Origin of the sequence: Avibacterium endocarditidis, from assembly GCF_965138825.1 — a bacterium.
Classification (GTDB): Bacteria; Pseudomonadota; Gammaproteobacteria; order Enterobacterales; family Pasteurellaceae; genus Avibacterium; species Avibacterium endocarditidis.
The window spans coordinates 1-19,599 of the sequence record NZ_CBCSDH010000027.1 but is presented as its reverse complement, the minus strand read 5'-3'; the positions used below and the strand labels follow the sequence as shown (position 1 = coordinate 19,599).

Here is a 19,599-nt window from a genome sequence, read left to right as displayed (position 1 = left end):
TAATCCATAGAGTTATTGTGCGGTTGTCAGTTTTTCACATGCCCCTTGAGGGGCATGTGAAGTCCTAGGCCCTTATAGGGTAGCCTAAAAACCGCACGTTTTACGTGCGGATTGTTATTCGCTTTGTCGAAGCTAGGCGCTTTCGCGTTTAAACAAAGAAAGCAGAAATAAGAACGTTGCACTAATCACCACAGAAGGGCCTGCAGCGGTGTTGTAGAAAGCGGAGAGCATTAAGCCGAAAGAAACAGCGAGAATGCTAATAAGCACGCCGATAGCCACCATTGCTTCTGGAGTGCGGGCAAAACGCCGTGCGGTGGCGGCAGGGATAATCAGCAAGGACGTGATGATTAGCGCGCCGACAAACTTCATACTTAAGGCAATGGTTAAGGCGGTTAAAATCATTAATACAAAACGCATTTTACGAATGTTAATGCCTTCCACTTGCGAAAGCTCTGGGCTAACCGTGGTGGAAAGTAACGGTTTCCAGTAATACCATAAACAGCCCACCACCACGAGAACACCAATGGCGATAAGGTAAAGATCCTCATAGCTAATCGCAAGTAAGTCGCCAAATAAATAATTCATTAAATCCACCCGCACATTTTGCAATAACCCCACGGTGACTACACCTAAAGAAAGGCAGCTGTGTGCAATAATGCCGAGCAAGGTGTCCACGGAAAATTGCGTGTTGCTTTCTAGCCAGACCATTCCTAAGGCGAGCAAGAGCGTGAGAATTAAGATGGTTAGGTAAGGATCCACTTGTAAAAATATCCCGATTGCTACCCCTAGCAAAGCGGAATGGGAAAGTGTATCGCCAAAATACGCCATTCTTCGCCACACCACAAATGCGCCTAGAGGTGCGGTGATAAAAGAGAGCAAAATACCCGAAAGCCAAGCGGGAAGTAAAATCTCAAACATTTCTGTTCCTTAATGATGCTTTTTATGTTCGCATTGTTGCGATTGAAAATTTTTGCCGCAGCACACATCACCGTGCATATTGTGTTTGTGATTGTGGTGATGAGTATAAAGGGCGATATTTTGCGAAAACTGATTGCCAAAATAATGCATAAATGTCGGATCGTGCGACACAATTTCAGGCGTGCCAGCACAGCAAATATGTTGATTAATACACAGCACTTCATTGGTGTCCGCCATCACAATATGCAGATCGTGCGATACCATCAAAATCGCACAATTCAGCTGTTTTCGTGTTTGATGAATGAGCTGATAAAGCTCTGCCTGCCCAGTAATATCCACCCCTTGTGTGGGTTCATCTAACACGAGCAAATTCGGCTTATTCAAAATGGCTCTGGCTAGCAGCACCCGTTGCATTTCACCACCCGATAACTTTTGCATTGCATTTTGCTTTAAATGGGAAATGGAAAGGAGATCTAACGCCGCTTCAATCTCAGATTTGCTCACACCCTTTTTTAAAGCAAGAAATTTTTCTACCGTTAAAGGTAAGCTATGATCAAGGTGAATTTTCTGTGGAACATAGCCAATACGCACATTATTGTGATAAATCACTTCACCCGAACTTGGCTTAATCAATTTGAGCAAAACTTTGAGCAAAGTGGATTTGCCGCCACCATTCGGGCCAACGATGGTGAGAACGGAATCAGAATAAAGAGATAAGTTAATGTTTTGTAAGACATTTCGTTGGTCAAATTGCACATTAATATTTTTTAACTCAATTAATGGCTGTTTAATGGCGTGAATTTGCATTTTATCTCTATACATTACGAAAAATTGGCTTAAAATAGCCCATTTTGTCGGATTTAACAAGTTTCTCATTGAAATGCTTAGAATTTATTCAGTTAAATCCTTTTCAGCAAGTGCGAATGAATTTTTTAGCACTTCACAGGTCTTAATAGAATGCAAGTTTTAATTAGTATATAAAAGGAAATAGGTAGTGCAGCACGTTAAACTAGCAAGGGATAGACGAAAAAGAAAGTCGCGAATTAAGGCGGCGGTCTTCCTTTTGGCGATATTATCTATTTTCATTGGCATTGTATTAAGCGTAAAAGACAATGCAAAAACCGATCCGCTTGCGGTATCTTCGGACGAAGTGCAGTATAAGCCACTCAATGAAACCCAAGAAGCCCCTCAAACACAAACCAATAGCGAATTTCAGGATATTCAAGCAAATGAAAATATCACCGAACATTCGCAAGAAAATCAAAACGATAGTGCAAGCACAGAAAAACCAAATTCTGATGATGCCACCTCTTATGACGATGATCTACAAGGTAAAGATGATGAAGTTGAGCAAGTTAATCTTGATGATGAAGATGAATTTGCCGATTTGCCTGAAGATGCCAAAAACGCCGTTAATGACTTGCTTGATGTAGCAGATCAAGCCATTCGTATCAAAGATCAATTTAGCCATACCGTGGTAAAAGGCGATAGTCTGAAAGATGTGCTAGAGCAATCTGGGCTAGAAGATGAAACCAGTAAAACCCTTATTGCCGCTTATCCCGAGCTAAAAAATCTTAAAGCGGGGCAGCAATTCTATTGGATTTTAGACAAAGACGGCGAATTAGAATACCTAAACTGGTTAGTTTCTGAAAAAGAAGAACGAATTTATGAACGCACTGCGGAAGGCAAATTTAAACGCCAAATCTTACAGAAAAAAAGCGTATGGAAAAAAGAAGTGCTAAAAGGACAAATCAAAGGGTCATTTTCTAGCAGCTTAAAAGCACAAGGGCTAAATTCAAAACAAATTAGCCAATTAGGCAGCGCTTTGCAATGGCAAATTAGTATGAAAAAACTCAAACAAGGTGATAAATTTGCCGTACTCGTTTCCCGTGAATATTTGGATAACAAACTCACCGGGCAAGGTAATGTGGAAGCCATTCATATTAGCTCGGGTGGAAAAAGTTACTATGCCATTCAATCTAGCAATGGGCGCTATTATAACCGTCAAGGGGAAACCCTTGGTAAAGGCTTTGCGCGCTATCCTATGCAACGCCAAGCGCGTGTATCCTCGCCATTCAATCCAGCAAGACGCCACCCTGTTACAGGGCGAATTCGTCCGCATAAAGGGGTAGATTTCTCAATGGCAATCGGCACACCGGTTATCGCCCCTGCTGATGGTATTGTCGAAAAAGTGGCATACCAAGCCAATGGTGCAGGACGCTATATTATGATCCGCCACGGTCGTGAATACCAAACCGTTTATATGCACCTAAGCCGTCCATTAGTCCGAGCGGGGCAACGTGTAAAACGAGGTGAACGCATTGCCCTTTCTGGCAATACCGGGCGTTCAACTGGCCCACATTTACATTATGAATTTCATATTAATGGTCGCCCAGTTAATCCGCTCACGGTGAAATTGCCGGGTACAAGTAGCCAAATGTCCACCGCTGAACGCAAACAATTCTTGGTGAAAGCCAAAGAAGCAGAGCGTAAATTAAAAATCTAAGCAAAAAATAAGTGCGGTGCTTTTTGATAAAATTTTCGCAAAAAGCACCGCACTTTTGTTTTGCTAAAAATTTGCTATGAATATCAATAAGGCACTAATCGAAAATCCCTAGACTTTCCCAAATTTCGTCCACGCGTTTGACTACTTCAGGATCTTTTTTAATGGGAATGCCCCACTCGCGGTTAGTTTCGCCCGGCCATTTATTGGTGGCGTCAATGCCCATTTTAGAACCTAGCCCAGCAATCGGCGAGGCAAAATCCAAATAATCAATGGGTGTGTTTTCCACAATGGTGCAATCGCGCGCAGGATCGCTACGCGTGGTGATCGCCCAGATCACATCTTTCCAATCTCTAGCGTTAATATCATCATCACACACGATGACAAACTTGGTGTACATAAATTGGCGTAAGAAAGACCAAACGCCCATCATTACACGCTTAGCGTGGCCAGCATATTGTTTTTTCATCGTTACCACAGCAAGGCGGTAAGAACAACCTTCAGGTGGTAAATAAAAATCCACAATTTCAGGGAATTGCTTTTGCAAAATCGGGATAAACACTTCGTTTAACGCTTCGCCCAAAATCGCTGGTTCATCAGGTGGCCGCCCTGTATAAGTGGAATGATAAATCGGGTTTTGTCGCATTGTAATGTGGGTAACAGTAAACACCGGGAAATACTCTTGCTCATTGTAATAGCCCGTGTGATCGCCATAAGGCCCTTCTAATGCTGTTTCATTGGGATCAATATAGCCTTCCAACACGATCTCCGCACTGGCTGGCACATCAAGATCGTTACTCACCGATTTCACCACTTCCGTTTTATTGCCACGCAGCAATCCTGCAAAAGCATATTCAGAAAGGCTATCAGGCACAGGCGTTACGGCCGCCAAAATCGTTGCGGGATCAGCGCCTAATGCCACCGAAACAGGAAAAGGTTTATCAGGGTTTTGCTCTTTCCATTCTTGAAAATCTAATGCACCCCCACGGTGCGAGAGCCAACGCATAATCAATTTATTTTTGCCGATCAATTGTTGGCGGTAAATCCCCAAATTTTGTCGTTTTTTGTTCGGCCCTTTGGTAATGGTTAGCCCCCAAGTAATAAGCGGTGCAATATCATCTTTCCAACATTGCATAATCGGCAAACGGTATAAATCCACGTCATCGCCACAGAGTACAGTATCCTGACAAGGTGCTTTGCTTAACACTTTCGCGGGCATATTTAGCACTTGTTTATATTGTGGCAAGGTTGACCATAAATCCTTAAACCCTTTTGGGGGTTCTGGCTCTTTTAGAAAGGCGAGCAATTTCCCCACTTCATGCAATGCGGATACATCATTCTGCCCCATTCCAAGCGCCACGCGCTTTGCCGTGCCAAATAAATTGCACAACACGGGCATCGCAAATCCTTTCGGATTTTCAAATAATAACGCTGGCCCACCAGCACGCAAAGTGCGGTCGGAAATTTCAGTCATTTCCAAATAAGGATCGATTTCTTGCGAAATGCGTTTTAATTCGCCTTGTTCTTCTAACAGCTGCAAAAAATCGCGTAAATTCTTATATTTCATCAATGCTTACTCAATGCAAAAATTAATACTTCATTGTTATAAAGATCGCTTTGCAACGCAAGTGCTTTTGCGATTTTTCCCTAGATTGGGTAGAATGTGCGGTAATTTTAGCAGAATAAATTAATTAAAATGACAAAGAAAAAACCAAAACAAACATCAAATACCATTGCCTTAAATAAACGCGCTAGACACGAATATTTTATTGAAGATGAAATTGAAGCGGGGCTTTCCTTGCAAGGCTGGGAAGTAAAATCAATGCGCGCGGGCAAAGCCAATATTAGCGACAGTTATATTATTTTCAAAAATGGCGAAGCTTATTTATTTGGTGCGACCATTCAGCCGTTGAGCGTGGCTTCAACGCATATTGTGTGCGATCCAACACGTACGCGTAAGTTATTGTTAAAACAACGAGAATTAGCTTCACTCTTCGGCAAAGCAAACCGTGATGGCTTTACCATTATTGCCCTTTCTCTTTATTGGAAAGGTCCTTGGGCAAAAATTAAAATTGGTGTCGCGAAAGGGAAAAAACAACACGATAAACGTGATGACATTAAAGATCGCGAATGGAAAGTTGCCAAAGATCGTATTATGAAAAATGCGATGAGAAATTAATTTCACCTCAATAATAAGTGCGGTGGAAAATTAGTGAATTTTTAAATTAGCCCTTGTAAACACAGGGGCTAATTTTTTATAAAGATTAATATTTACCCCGTTTTACCCAATAGCAAAGACAAAATCCCCGCCGCAATCAACGGCCCGACAGGAATACCTCCGACAAAGGCGACACCTAAAATTGTGCCAACTAATAATCCTGTGAGTAAAGTCGGCTGCGCGCCCATTAGGTTTACCCCTCGTCCACCAAACCACGCCACCAGCACGCCCACGGCAATGGCTAAAAACATTTTCCAGTTCCACAGCTCAGTAAAAGCAGGCAAGGGAATTTTGCCAGAAATAATCGGGCTAAGTACGCCGATGGTGAGAATAATAATGCCGATATTTAAACCATATTTTTCCATAAAAGGAATATATTTAGCTAAAAAGGTTTGTTGCATTAATAGCAAAATCGTCGCCGAAATGGTGATTGAACTGTTGTTACCTAACACGCCAAGCAAAATTAAAATCACCAGTAGCAAGGCGATTGCGTTAAATTGTAATGACATCATTGCCTCGAAAATTCTCAAAAAAAGCACCGCACTTTTACCGTGCGTCAGATGTTGGGATTATACTCTTTTTATTTGTCTAATTCATAAAAAATAAGGCTCGTTATGAGCCTTATCAATTATTTCACTTTAAATTTTAATAAGCGATTGGCATTGCTCACCACGGTGATGGAAGACAACGCCATTGCCAGTCCGCCAATCATTGGGTTAAGCAAAATACCAAACAAGGGATACAACAACCCAGCGGCAATAGGTATGCCTAAAATGTTGTAAATAAATGCGCCGAACAGATTTTGCTTCATATTGCGTAAAATGCCTTTGGAAAGGCAAAGGGCATCAGCCACGGCAGAAATATTGTGGCGCATTAAGGTTAATTCGGCGGTTTCTATGGCAATATCTGAACCGTTACCCATTGCGATACTCACGTCTGCTTGAGCAAGGGCTGGTGCATCATTAATGCCGTCTCCCACCATCACGACGTTGCGGCCTTCTTGCTGTAATGCCTTGATGATATTCGCTTTTTCAGCAGGCAACACGCCAGCGATGACGTTGTCAATCGCGGTGCCTTGCGCCAATGCGCGAGCCGTTTTTTCTTGATCGCCTGTGAGCATAACTAAATGATAGCCCTGTTCGTGCAAGCGTTGTAAGGCATTCGCTGAATCTTCACGCAAAGGATCGCTTAGCACAAATAGCCCGGCTAATTGGCGATTGATCGCAAAAAAGACCACCGTTGCGCCACGTTCTGTTTGTTGCTGAAAGATCGCCATTGCAGGCTGAATATCCACGCCTTGCTGTATCATTAAAGTTTGGTTACCGAGCAATAATTCAAGCCCTTCCACTTCCCCACTCACCCCTAAACCTTGCAAAGTCGCAAAGGCGTGAAGCGGTTTGAGCTCGCCTTGCTTTTCTTGATTAAACTGCACAATGCCTTTGGCTAATGGGTGGTTTGAACCCTGTTCTAGGCTTGCTGCAAGCTGGCTAACTTGGGTTTCTGAATAATCATTAAAACAATAAAGTGCGGTGATTTTTGGTGAACCTTTTGTCAGCGTGCCTGTTTTGTCAAAAACAATAGTATCAGCACTAGCGGCTTTTTGTAAAGCATCGGCATCGCGCACTAAAATGCCTAATTCTGCGGCACGCCCAATGCCTGAAATGATCGACATTGGTGTCGCTAACCCTAAGGCACAAGGGCAGGCAATAATGAGGACGGTAGTAAAAATCACCAGACTATAAGAAAATTGTGGTGCTGGCCCCAGAATATACCAAACCAAAGCGGCGACTAAAGCAATGGTAATTACCACAGGGACAAAAACTCCTGCAATTTTGTCTGCCAATTGCCCCATTTTTGGCTTGCTACTCTGCGCTTGACGCACTAATTTGATGATATTGGCCAAGGTGGTTTGCTCACCAATTTGTTCTGCGCGGTAAATCACCGTTCCATCTGAAATAAGCGTTCCAGCGCTGATTTTATCCCCTGCCTGTTTTTGCACGGGAACAGGCTCGCCTGTTAGCATACTTTCATCAAACCAACCTTGCCCTTCTGTAATTGTGCCGTCCACCGCCACTCGTTCGCCTGTTTGCAAGCGAAACTGCATTCCTGCTTGCACTTTCGCAAGGGGAATATCTTGCGTGCCTTGTGGCGTAACGAGATGTACGGTTTTCGGGGTAAGATCGAGCAAGCGCGCCAAGGCCTGTGAAGAATGTTGTTTCGCCTTAGCTTCAAGCATTTTGCCTAAATTGATGAAACCAATGATCATCGCCGCCGCTTCAAAATATAAATGACGGGCATTTTCAGGGAAAAACTCAGGATTAATGCAAACAAACATTGAATAAAGCCAAGCTGTGCCAGTGCCTAGCGCAACAAGGGTATCCATTGTGGCTGTGCGATTGAGCAAATTCTGCCACGCCTTTTGATAAAAATGTTTGCCTGTAACAATCATCACCAACAAAGTCAGCACACCAACCGCAAACCAATAGGCACGATTATTTGGATCTACACGCATTGAACCACTAAGTAATCCCCAAAGCATTAATACAGCCCCTAAGCCAAGAGCAACAATGCCTTGCCATTTGCGCTGTTTCACTTCGTGCGCGCTTTTGCTTTGCTGTTTTTCTGCTCGTAGCGCGTCATCATTCACCACTTCCGCACCATAGCCTGCTTGCTGCACGGCGGCAACAAGAGATTGCGGAGTGGCATTACCACTCACTAAAGCAGTTTGTTCCGCTAAATTTACTTGCACTTGGGCGACTTGTGGCACGGCTTGCAAGGCTTTTTGCACTTTCATTACGCAAGCAGCACAGCTTAAGCCATCAAGTAAAAGGGTAACCTGATCCTGATGTTGTCCAACTACCACAGGATCAGGTTTTAAGGTTTCTGTGGAAGATTCGGGTAGTGAACTTACTTTGCCGAGTTATCCGCAAGGCGTGCTTGATAACCCGCTTCAACAATAGCATTAATCAACACTTGCGGATCAACATCGCCCACTACAACGGCTTTATCTAAACTCACTTCGGCACTTTGCACGCCAGAAATGCCATCTAAGGTTTTCTGTACGGATTTTACGCAATGTTGGCAAGATAAATCGCTTAACGCTAACACAGTAGTTTTCATCTTTTTCTCCTTCTAGTAAAAATTTTGCATAGCATAAACCTTAACATAGGGTTAGGGTCAAGCATTTAGCGATGAGATAAATTCTCCACAAAATCCAACCGCTCTTTCCCCGTGTAAATTGTTGCTCTGCCCTCTCTGGCGAAGCCAATTAAGGTAAGTTGGCTTTGTTTGGCTTGTTGCACGGCAAGAGCAGTAGCAGCGGAGATGGCGGCTAAGCATTCAATACCCGCACTTACGACTTTCTGTACCATTTCATAGCTCGCTCGGCTAGAAATTAGCACAAAACCTTGTTGTTTCGGTTGTTTGGCGTGCCAGCCTAAGAGTTTATCCAGAGCAACGTGGCGACCGACATCTTCTCGAATGGCAAGCAGGTTTCCTTGCAAATCAAAAAAGGCGGCGGCGTGGGTTGAACCGGTTTGTTGTCCAAGCTGTTGGGCTGAATGTAATTTTTTCAGGCAATCGTCAAGCAGAGAAATATCCAAAACATAAGTGCGGTGCAAAATAGGCAAGTTTTTGTGGATTTGATCAAGCTGTTCTGTGCCGCAAATGCCGCAGCCCGTTCTTCCTGCTAGAGTTCGGCGGCGTTCTTTGAGCGCGACAAAACAGCGTGTGGCAATTTCTATTTGTACTTCAATGCCATTACAGGTTTCTTCTACATCAATACCATAAATATCTGCGGGCTTTTCGATAATACCTTCGGTTAAAGAAAAGCCAAGGGCAAAATCTTCCAAGTCTTGTGGGGAACACATCATTACGGTGTGGCTAATGCCGTTATACACTAAGGCAACGGGGGTTTCTACCGCTAAGGTTTCTTCTTTTTCTTGCCAAAGTGATGTGTATTGAGAATGTTTATTATTTGTTAATTTTTTGAAAAAATTAACTGTTGATTTTGTGATCCAACTCAAGAATTTTTCCTTTCTAATCAAGATTACTTATAGATTTTAGGCGTGAAAAGGCGTATCCTAGCCACAGTATTACGTTGTGTTAATTGTAATACAATTTAACAACAAACTATACTGTAACTGAATTATTTCATTTGTGAAAATGTGCTATTTGCCGTTGTATTTTGCTAAATAAAAATTTGAAATATTCAGCTAACCTGAACGAATATCTATATAAAAAAACAAATCTACTACTACACAATAACGCAACAATTTTGTTGGTTAAGGAGTATCTCTATGCAGGTCACAAGAAGAAAATTCTTTAAGATCTGTGCAGGTGGTATGGCAGGGACGTCTGCGGCGATGTTGGGCTTTGCTCCAGCAACAGCTTTAGCAGCTCCTCGCGAATACAAGTTATTACGCGGTAAAGAAACCCGTAATACCTGCACCTATTGTGCCGTAGGCTGTGGTATGTTGTTATACAGCTTAGGTGATGGCGCAAAAAATAGCGTGGGTAAACTTTATCACATTGAAGGGGACCCCGATCATCCAGTAAGCCGTGGGGCGCTTTGTCCGAAAGGGGCAGGTGCATTGGATTATGTAAATAGCCCACGCCGTGTGAAATATCCTGAAGTGCGTGAAGCAGGTTCAAGCGAGTGGAAACGCATTTCTTGGGAAGAAGCCATTGAGCGTATCGCAAAACATATGAAAGCAGACCGCGATGCCAACTTTGTGTTAAACAATGAAAATGGCACGCCTGTTAATCGTTGGATGACATCAGGTTTCTTAGCAGGCTCGGCTTGTAGTAATGAAACGGGTATCTTAACGCAAAAATTTGTGCGCTCACTCGGTATGATTTATACCGACAACCAAGCGAGTATCTGACACGGACCAACGGTAGCAAGTCTTGCTCCATCATTTGGTCGCGGTGCAATGACCAACCACTGGGTTGATATTAAAAATGCTGATTTAGTAATCGTAATGGGCGGTAACGCTGCGGAAGCTCACCCTGTTGGGTTCCGTTGGGCGATTGAGGCGAAAAAACAAAATGGTGCGAAGTTAATGGTGGTTGATCCACGCTTTAACCGTACAGCTTCAGTTGCAGATATTTATATGCCATTACGTTCTGGGACAGATATTGCCTTTTTATCTGGCGTTATTCGTTATTTATTAGAAAAAGATCAAATCCAACACGAATACGTTAGACATTATACGAATGCGGCATTCCTCGTTGATGAGAACTTCAAGTTTGAAGATGGCTTGTTCTCAGGCTATGATCCTGAAACACGCAAATATGATCGTTCAACTTGGCGTTATCAGTTTGATGCGGAAGGTCAGCCTATTCGTGATCTAACCTTACAACACCCTCGTTGCGTGATTAATCTGTTAAAAGATCACGTTTCTCGTTATACCCCTGAAATGGTAGAACGTATCACGGGTACACCACAAAAAAGTTTCTTACAATTCTGTGAAGAAATTGCTAAAACCTCTGCACCTGATAAAGCGGCAACCTTTATGTACGCATTAGGTTGGACTCAACATACTGTGGGTTCACAAAATATTCGTACGATGGCGATGATCCAGCTATTACTCGGTAATATCGGGGTTTCTGGCGGTGGTGTAAATGCGTTGCGTGGACACTCAAATGTACAAGGGATTACGGATTTAGGTTTATTCCCACATATGTTGCCGGGTTATATTCCATTGCCAACCGAAGCGGATACCAGTTTAGAAAACTTCCTAAACCGTATTACGCCAAAAACAATGATGAAAGATCAGGTGAACTACTGGCAAAATACGCCGAAATTTATGGTAAGTATGCTGAAAACCTTCTTTGGTGAAAAAGCCACTGCTGAAAATGAATTCGGCTACCATTATTTACCGAAATTGCCGAAAGGCGGTATGGATCAAATGCGCTACATTGATGAAATGTATCAAGGTCGCGTAAATGGTTATTTCTGCCAAGGAATGAACCCTGTTGCCTCTTATCCAAATTCAGGCAAAATCATCAAAGCCTTAAGTAATTTGAAATACTTGGTGATTATGGATCCGTTAATTACGGATACCTCGGAATTCTGGAAAAACTACGGTGAATTTAATGATGTGAAAACAGAAGAAATTCAAACCGAAGTATTCCGCTTACCAACCACTTGTTTCGTGGAAGAACACGGTTCAATCGCTAACTCTGGTCGTTGGTTACAATGGCACTGGAAAGCTGTTGATGCCCCATTTGAAGCGAAAAGCGATGGTGAAATTCTTTCTGAATTAAGAGCTGCATTAATCGAGCTTTATCACAAAGAAGGTGGCGTATCACTGGATAGCCTTGAAGCGATGAGCTGGAACTATGACAATCCACTTGAGCCAAAAGCAGAAGAAGTGGCGAAAGAAATGAACGGCTATGCTTTACAAGATCTCCTTGATGCCAACGGCAATGTGATCTTAAAAAAAGGCGAGCTACTTTCAAGCTTCGCACAAATGCGTGCTGATGGTAGCACTTCAGGTGCGTGCTGGATTTATACTGGTCAATGGACACAAAAAGGTAACCAAATGGCGAATCGCGATAATGCTGATCCGTCTAACTTAGGTAACACCCTAGGTTGGGGCTTTGCGTGGCCGATGAACCGCCGTATTATCTATAACCGTGCAAGTGCGGATTTATCTGGTAAACCTTGGAATCCAAAACGCCAGTTAATTAAATGGAATGGCAAAAACTGGAACTATGTGGACGTGGCAGACTTCGGTACTGCGCCACCAAATAGTCCTACCCTACCATTTATTATGCAACCTGAAGGGGTAAGTGGTTTATTCGTGCGTGAACGTATGGCTGACGGCCCGTTCCCAGAACATTACGAACCAATTGAAACACCAATTGGCACAAACCCACTGCACCCAAATGTAGTATCCAACCCTGTGGCGCGTATTTTGGAAAGCGATAAAGCAGACATTGGTACTTCGGAAGAATTCCCTTATGTGGGTACAACCTATCGTCTAACAGAACATTTCCACTTCTGGACGAAAAATGTGTTACTCAATGTGATTGCCCAGCCAGAACAATTTGTTGAAATTGGCGAAGCACTTGCAAAAGAGAAAGGCATCAATAATGGTGATTATGTCAAAGTTACCTCAAAACGTGGTTATATTAAAGCCGTAGCTGTGGTAACCAAACGTATCCGCCCACTCACTGCCGATGGCAAAGCCGTGCATACCGTAGGTATCCCAATTCACTGGGGCTTTGGCGGTATTGGTAAACAAGGTTTCTTTGCCAATAACCTTACCATTCGCGCAGGTGATGCAAATACACAAACACCGGAATCAAAATGTATGTTGGTAAATATTGAGAAAGTGGGGGCATAATATGGGAACTATTCAATCGCAAGATATTATTAAAGCCTCTGCAACATCGGGATTAACACCACCACCTCACGCTCGAGATCATCAGCTTGAAGTGGCAAAACTGATTGACGTTACCACTTGTATCGGCTGTAAAGCCTGCCAAGTGGCTTGTTCAGAATGGAATGATCTTCGTGCCGAGCCGGAAAAATGTATCGGCTCATACGATAACCCGATTGATCTCAATGCCAAAGCTTGGACGGTGATGAAATTCAACGAAGTTGAAGAAAATAACCGTCTAGAATGGCTGATCCGTAAAGATGGCTGTATGCACTGTAGTGAACCGGGCTGTTTAAAATCTTGCCCATCACCGGGTGCGATTATTCAGTATGCAAACGGCATCGTTGATTTCCAATCGGATAAATGTATCGGTTGTGGTTACTGTATCGCAGGTTGTCCATTCAATATTCCAAGAATGAACCCTGAAGATAACCGTGTGTACAAATGTACGCTTTGTGTTGATCGCGTTACCGTGGGTCAAGAACCCGCTTGTGTGAAAACCTGTCCAACAGGTGCTATTCATTTCGGTACAAAAGAAGAAATGAAACACTATGCGGAAACTCGCATTGCGGATCTCAAATCCCGTGGTTATGAAAATGCAGGGCTTTATGATCCAGAAGGCGTGGGCGGCACACACGTTATGTATGTGTTACATCACGCTGACAAGCCAGAGCTTTACTCAGGCTTACCGAAAGATCCACAAATTGACGTGACCGTGAAATTATGGAAAGACGTATTGAAACCAGTTGCAGCGGTGGCAATGGGAGGCTTAGTGCTTTCTGAAATTGCGCACTATCTTGCAGTTGGGCCAAATACGGAAGATCTAGAAGAACACGAAGAAGTCGTGCCAGAAGACGAACAAGCACATAAAGGAGGCGAAAATGAGTAAAGTTAAGATCAGCAACGATCAACGAGTTGTTCGCCACAAATTGCCTGCGCGTTTAAGTCACTGGTTACTGGTAATCTGTTTCTTCACCACAGGCTTATCAGGGCTTGCATTCTTCTTCCCTGATTTTGCTTGGCTAACGGAAATCTTAGGTAACCCAAGAATTGCCCGTTTTATCCACCCATTCACCGGGATAATAATGTTTATTGCCTTTATCAATCTTTGCTTGATTTACTGGCCTTACAACATTCCTGAAAAAAATGACTGGGTATGGCTAAAAAATATTAAAGAAGTCTTAAAAGGCAACGAACACGCCGTTTCAGACAACGGAAAATATAATTTAGGGCAAAAAATGCTATTCTGGACCTTAATCCTTGCAATGGTTACCCTACTAACAACAGGAATTATTATGTGGCGACAATATTTCTCCCATAATTTCCCAATTCCTGTTATCCGCATTGCCATTTTGCTGCACTCAGCTAGTGCCTTTATGCTCTTTACTGGTATTATGGTACATATGTATATGGCATTCTGGGTGAAAGGTTCTATTCGTGGAATGGTTGAAGGTTGGGTAACGGTACGCTGGGCGAAAAAACATCACCCACGCTGGTTCCGTGAAGACATTCTGCCTGAACTTGAAAAAGAAGCCGCAGAAAAAGCGAAAGAAAAGCACGCTAAATAATTAACAATGGCAAAGTGCGGTGATTTTTTGCAAAATTTTGCAAATTTACACCGCACTTTCTTTATTGACGAACGTTAATGAAAAATTATGAGTATAAAAATCCTACCAAAAGATGAAATTGTACAAGCTGCCAGCTCTTTTCATCACCCTATTCTTTTATTTTCCAACCCGAAAAATCTTTACCAACGCCGTGCCGAACGCCTGCGTTCTTTAGCGCAAAATCACCCAATGGCGGATTACCTTAATTTCGCTGCCAATATTGTTGATTGCCAGCTCGCGCTACTGAATGAACAGCCGGTTACGCAAGAAATTGAAATTAGCACGGAAACCAGCGTTCCCCTTGACATCACAAAATGGCAGCGCGATCCCCAATGGCGAGATTTGCTGCGCACCTTACTCAATAAAATGAAAAATAATGGCAATGAAAGTGTACAAGCCACTATTGAGAATTTAGAAAAAGCCTCTGACAGCGAACTTGAACAACTTGCCGACAAATTACTTGCGCAACAATTTTCTGAAGTCAGCAGCGACAAAGCCTTATTTATTTGGGCAGCACTTTCCCTTTATTGGATTCAGCTTGCTCAACAATTACCGCAAAATAGTAAAATGGAAAGCGGTGAACACCTTCATCTTTGCCCTGTATGCAGTGCGCCGCCGACAGCGAGCGTGGTACATTTTGGCTCAGAACAAGGCTTGCGTTATGTGCATTGCTCTCTTTGCGAAAGTGAATGGAATGTGGTGCGTAGCAAATGTACCAACTGCAATCACACAGGGAAATTGGATTATTGGTCAATCGACAGTGAATCTGCGCCAGTGAAAGCAGAAAGCTGCGGCGATTGCCATAGTTATCTGAAAATGATGTATCAAGAAAAAGATCCTTATGTGGAAGCCATTGCCGATGATCTGGCAAGCATTTATCTTGATATTGAAATGGAAGAAAAAGGCCTTGCGCGCAGTGGTTTAAATCCGTTTATGTTTCCAAGTGAAGAAGGATAAGCCAAGCATTAACCTCGCGTACTCAGTGTGCGCAGGTTTTTCTTCTTGGTATTTTCACATAGTTCTAAATCAACATTTGATTAAACATAATTTACATAAACCCTATTCTGACAAAATAATTAGTCGCTGAATTTATCGATACAACAATGGTATTTATATGAACCTATACTCTCCCAGTAACTACAAGGCTCTAGATAATCAACTCCAATAAAAACACATACCAAGAGTTCAAATATGATGAGAAATGTCAGAAATCATCCAATTTAATTTGAGAGACGTTGCAAATGCAGGCTTCTCTTAAATGAAAACACCTAAAAAGTTATATATCCTGAATTTGTGAATTTTCACAGCCCCTTTTCCCACCACCTCATACCTGTTATTTATCCCGCATAGATTAATTTACCACTTCCCTATTATTCGCTATACTGTGCTTTCGTTAATTTTGGAGTATTTCAATGAAAAAGATTGAGCAACTTTTCGCCAATAATTACAGTTGGGCAACACGGATGAAAGAGGAAAACTCTGACTACTTTCGTGAACTGGCGGATCATCAAAAACCGAGTTACCTATGGATTGGCTGCTCTGATAGCCGTGTACCGGCAGAAAAACTCACTAACCTAGGGCCGGGTGAACTTTTCGTGCATCGCAACGTAGGCAATCAGGTTATTCATACCGATCTTAATTGTCTTTCTGTGGTGCAATATGCGGTGGACGTGCTGGATATTGAACATATTATTATTTGCGGACACACCAATTGTGGCGGGATCAAAGCCGCGATGTCGGAACAAGATTTAGGCTTGATTAACAATTGGCTGTTACATATTCGTGATATTTGGTTTAAGCACAGTCATTTGCTTGGCAAACTCCCGCCAGAACAACGTGCCGATATGCTGACCAAGTTAAATGTGGCAGAACAGGTTTATAATCTTGGGCGTTCTTCTATCGTACAAGCGGCTTGGAAACGTGGCAAAAAATTGTCTTTGCACGGCTGGGTTTATGATGTGAATGACGGCTATTTGATTGATCAAGGGGTGATGGCAACAAGCCGTGAAACCTTGGAAATTTCTTATTTAAGTGCGATTTCCCGTCTGTTAAAACAAAATGAGGAAGAACTTGCGGAAGCGGAAACACAAGAAGAAAAAACCGAAAAATAAGCCAAAATACACCGCACTTTATTTTTAACACAACATCTAGGAATTTTATAATGCAAAAAAGTGCTTTATATCCCGTCATTTATGTCTTAGGTAATGGGCAGCTTGGGCGAATGCTGCGTTATGCTGGCGCGCCTTTAGATATTCAGGTCGAGCCCTTGCCTTTCAATGCCCCTTTATTTGAGCTGCAAAAGAACTGCCTGATTACCGCAGAAATTGAGCGTTGGGAAAGCACCTCGCTGACAGAGAAATTGGCCAATCATCCGCAGTTTATTAATCGTTCCGTTTTTGGCTTGCTTGCCGATCGCCTTTCGCAAAAATCTCTCCTTGATGAACTCAATCTTCCCACTTCTCCTTGGACACTCATTCATTCTGCTTCTCAATGGCAAGATATTTGGCAACACATTGGTGAGAAGGTGGTGGTGAAACGCCGTACTGGCGGCTATGACGGACGTGGCCAGTGGATCATCACGCAAGAAAATCAAGATCTGATTGGCGATGAATTATTTGGGCAAGTGATCGCGGAAAAATTTATTCCTTTTGACGGTGAAATTTCCCTCGTGGGGGCAAGATTTAAGGACGACTCAACCCGTTTTTATCCTGTTACGCACAATTTACAACAAAACGGCATTTTACGTTATAGCGTCGCGGACACCACGCTGCCACAACAGGCCTTACTACAACAGCAAGCGGAAGCAATGTTAGCCAAAATAATGAACAAGTTGGATTATATTGGCGTGATGGCAATGGAATGTTTTGTGGTGGGCGATAAGTTATTGATTAACGAGCTTGCGCCACGGGTTCATAATAGCGGACATTGGACGCAACTGGGCTGTTCCATTAGCCAATTTGAATTGCATTTGCGTGCCTTACTGGATTTACCTACGCCAGAATTAGTCAGCACAATGCCTGCGGTGATGATTAATTTAATTGGCACGGCACATAATCCCCAATGGCTCAATATGCCGTTTAGCCAGCTGCATTGGTATGGCAAAGAAGTGCGCGAAGGACGCAAGGTGGGGCATATTAATCTAGCCCACCCAGATCGCCAAGAATTAGTGCGTTTATTAGATCAATTTGCGCAACAACTGCCACAAGATTATCAATCAGGTTTAACTTGGGTGAAAGAAAAATTGAAATTATCTAAATAATTATTGTAATTTTTGAATAAATATTGGCTTTCTTAAGGAAAAAGCCTATTTAGTATCAATAAATACTTGCGAAAAGGGTTAATTCTCAAGTATAACTTGGCACAGGATTTTCTTCACAAAAAGGAAATCGCATTATTAACAACAAAACACAACATTAGAAGGATAATGACTATGTTTGAACATATTAATGCGGCTCCTGCCGATCCAATTTTAGGTTTAGGTGAAGCGTTTAAAGCAGATGATCGAGCTAACAAAATCAACTTAGGGATTGGTGTATATAAAGATGCCAAAGGCAACACCCCCATTATGAAAGCGGTGAAAGCTGCCGAACAACGTTTGTTTGATGTAGAAACTACCAAAAATTATCTTTCTATTGACGGCGTTGCCGATTTCAATGCGCGTACACAAGGCGTGTTGTTCGGTGAACATTCTGACATTGTGAAACAAGGGCGTGCCAAAACTGTACAAAGCCTTGGTGGCACAGGTGCATTGCGCATAGCTGCAGAATTTATCAAACGCCAAACTAAAGCACAAAATGTGTGGATCAGCACACCAACTTGGCCAAACCACAACGCGATTTTTAATGCGGTAGGGATCACCATTCGTGAGTATCGCTATTATGATGCAGAACGCAAAGCCTTAGACTGGGATAATCTAATTGCCGATTTAAGCAACGCAGGCGAAGGCGATGTGGTGTTATTACACGGCTGCTGCCACAACCCAACTGGGATTGACCCAGCCCCTGAACAATGGCAACAACTGGCTGAAATGTCTGCTAAAAATGGCTGGTTACCGCTATTCGACTTCGCTTATCAAGGGCTGGCTAACGGATTAGAAGAAGATGCCTTTGGTTTACGCACCTTTGCGGCAAATCACAAAGAGTTACTGATTGCAAGTTCTTATTCTAAAAACTTTGGTTTATATAACGAACGTGTTGGCGCATTCACTTTAGTGGCAGAAACCGCAGAAATCGCCGCTACTGCACTAACCCAAGTGAAATCCATTATTCGCACACTCTACTCTAACCCCGCTTCTCACGGCGCTTCCACCGTAGCCATCGTGTTGGCCGATCCTACATTAAGAGAAGAATGGACAAGCGAACTTGCCGAAATGCGCAACCGCATAAAAGAAATGCGTCATCAATTCGTTGAATTATTAAGAGAATACGGCGCACAGCAAGACTTCAGCTTTATTGAACAACAAAATGGGATGTTCTCTTTCAGCGGTTTAACCCCAGAACAAGTAGATCGCTTAAAAGAAGAATTTGCCATTTACGCCGTTCGCTCAGGCCGCATCAACGTTGCCGGCATCACCGAAGATAATATCCGTTATCTCTGCGAAAGCATTGTAAAAGTGCTTTAATTAAAATTTGAAAAAAGCACCGCACTTTGATCTGCTCCCCAAAAGTTGGACAGCATCCACAAATTAAGGAGCGGATTTTTTATGGGAAAACATTATTCAACAGAGTTTAAACTGTGGGCGATATCGTTAGTCTCTGGGTAGGGAATGAGCGTACGTCAGGCAGCGGAATATTGTGCTCTTTCCAATCATAGCCAAATTGTGATTTGGTTGCAACGCGTTAAGAAATACGGTATTAATGGGCTCATCCGTCAGCCTAATCGAAAGAAGAATGTGATGAGATTACCCAAACGCCCCGTCAAAACCGATGAAAAAGAACTTTTATTATAAGAACTTGAGTCTCT

At 42.8% G+C, this 19,599-nt stretch carries 17 protein-coding genes; 10 read left to right on the top strand and 7 right to left on the bottom strand.

Annotated elements, in window-relative coordinates; translation table 11 throughout:
* Nucleotides 1-132 precede the first annotated feature (132 nt).
* Nucleotides 133-918, bottom strand: a complete 786-nt coding sequence (gene znuB, locus ACNAV8_RS11245) for a zinc ABC transporter permease subunit ZnuB (RefSeq protein WP_103855316.1) — start codon at nt 916-918, stop codon at nt 133-135.
* Nucleotides 919-927: 9 nt separating this feature from the next.
* A complete protein-coding gene (znuC, locus tag ACNAV8_RS11240) occupies nt 928-1,725 on the bottom strand; it encodes a zinc ABC transporter ATP-binding protein ZnuC (protein WP_103855317.1) in 798 nt (265 codons plus the stop codon).
* A gap of 187 nt (nt 1,726-1,912) precedes the next feature.
* Here znuC and mepM point away from each other — a divergent pair, with 187 nt between their 5' ends.
* Complete coding sequence (mepM, locus tag ACNAV8_RS11235) at nt 1,913-3,424, top strand: murein DD-endopeptidase MepM (RefSeq protein ID WP_415777737.1); 1,512 nt, start codon at nt 1,913-1,915, stop codon at nt 3,422-3,424.
* A gap of 94 nt (nt 3,425-3,518) precedes the next feature.
* On the opposite strand, the gene ubiD is transcribed toward mepM, so the two are convergent.
* Nucleotides 3,519-4,988 carry a 4-hydroxy-3-polyprenylbenzoate decarboxylase gene (ubiD, locus tag ACNAV8_RS11230; RefSeq protein ID WP_415777735.1) on the bottom strand — a complete coding sequence of 490 codons (1,470 nt, stop codon included), beginning with the start codon at nt 4,986-4,988 and terminating at the stop codon, nt 3,519-3,521.
* 129 nt (nt 4,989-5,117) lie between these two features.
* Between ubiD and smpB the strand changes: the two genes are divergently transcribed.
* Complete coding sequence (gene smpB, locus ACNAV8_RS11225; protein ID WP_415777734.1) at nt 5,118-5,600, top strand: SsrA-binding protein SmpB; 483 nt, start codon at nt 5,118-5,120, stop codon at nt 5,598-5,600.
* 92 nt (nt 5,601-5,692) lie between these two features.
* On the opposite strand, the gene ACNAV8_RS11220 is transcribed toward smpB, so the two are convergent.
* The 4 genes from ACNAV8_RS11220 to fdhD form a co-directional block, all read right to left on the bottom strand.
* Nucleotides 5,693-6,148, bottom strand: a complete 456-nt coding sequence (locus tag ACNAV8_RS11220) for a DUF441 domain-containing protein (RefSeq protein ID WP_103853117.1) — start codon at nt 6,146-6,148, stop codon at nt 5,693-5,695.
* A 119-nt stretch (nt 6,149-6,267) separates the two neighbouring features.
* A complete protein-coding gene (locus ACNAV8_RS11215; RefSeq protein ID WP_462934464.1) occupies nt 6,268-8,433 on the bottom strand; it encodes a copper-translocating P-type ATPase in 2,166 nt (721 codons plus the stop codon).
* A 113-nt stretch (nt 8,434-8,546) separates the two neighbouring features.
* The gene (locus ACNAV8_RS11210; protein WP_103855319.1) at nt 8,547-8,759 is read right to left on the bottom strand and encodes a cation transporter; all 213 of its coding nucleotides are present in this window, start codon (nt 8,757-8,759) and stop codon (nt 8,547-8,549) included.
* 65 nt (nt 8,760-8,824) lie between these two features.
* A complete protein-coding gene (fdhD, locus tag ACNAV8_RS11205) occupies nt 8,825-9,664 on the bottom strand; it encodes a formate dehydrogenase accessory sulfurtransferase FdhD (RefSeq protein ID WP_103855320.1) in 840 nt (279 codons plus the stop codon).
* 273 nt (nt 9,665-9,937) lie between these two features.
* On the opposite strand from fdhD, the gene fdnG reads away from it, so the two are divergent.
* From fdnG to ACNAV8_RS11165, 8 genes are all read left to right on the top strand, one after another.
* Entirely contained in the window at nt 9,938-12,994 is a 3,057-nt protein-coding gene (gene fdnG / locus ACNAV8_RS11200; RefSeq protein ID WP_146256877.1) for a formate dehydrogenase-N subunit alpha, read from the top strand.
* 1 nt (nt 12,995) lies between these two features.
* Nucleotides 12,996-13,919, top strand: a complete 924-nt coding sequence (gene fdxH, locus ACNAV8_RS11195; protein ID WP_103855322.1) for a formate dehydrogenase subunit beta — start codon at nt 12,996-12,998, stop codon at nt 13,917-13,919.
* The gene (locus tag ACNAV8_RS11190; protein WP_103855323.1) at nt 13,912-14,598 is read left to right on the top strand and encodes a formate dehydrogenase subunit gamma; all 687 of its coding nucleotides are present in this window, start codon (nt 13,912-13,914) and stop codon (nt 14,596-14,598) included. Before fdxH ends, ACNAV8_RS11190 begins: the two co-directional genes overlap by 8 nt.
* 87 nt (nt 14,599-14,685) lie before the next feature.
* Nucleotides 14,686-15,594, top strand: coding sequence for a formate dehydrogenase accessory protein FdhE (gene fdhE, locus ACNAV8_RS11185; RefSeq protein WP_415777732.1), 909 nt, complete (start codon nt 14,686-14,688; stop codon nt 15,592-15,594).
* A gap of 455 nt (nt 15,595-16,049) precedes the next feature.
* Nucleotides 16,050-16,748 (top strand): carbonate dehydratase, encoded by a 699-nt coding sequence (gene can / locus ACNAV8_RS11180; protein WP_194750117.1) that lies wholly within the window; start codon nt 16,050-16,052, stop codon nt 16,746-16,748.
* A 50-nt stretch (nt 16,749-16,798) separates the two neighbouring features.
* Nucleotides 16,799-17,896: a 5-(carboxyamino)imidazole ribonucleotide synthase gene (purK, locus tag ACNAV8_RS11175; RefSeq protein ID WP_103855327.1), complete on the top strand. Its 1,098-nt coding sequence runs from the start codon at nt 16,799-16,801 to the stop codon at nt 17,894-17,896.
* A 171-nt stretch (nt 17,897-18,067) separates the two neighbouring features.
* Complete coding sequence (locus tag ACNAV8_RS11170; RefSeq protein ID WP_415777731.1) at nt 18,068-19,258, top strand: amino acid aminotransferase; 1,191 nt, start codon at nt 18,068-18,070, stop codon at nt 19,256-19,258.
* 144 nt (nt 19,259-19,402) lie between these two features.
* Nucleotides 19,403-19,585, top strand: coding sequence for a hypothetical protein (locus tag ACNAV8_RS11165; RefSeq protein WP_146256878.1), 183 nt, complete (start codon nt 19,403-19,405; stop codon nt 19,583-19,585).
* The last annotated feature ends 14 nt before the right edge of the window (nt 19,586-19,599 follow it).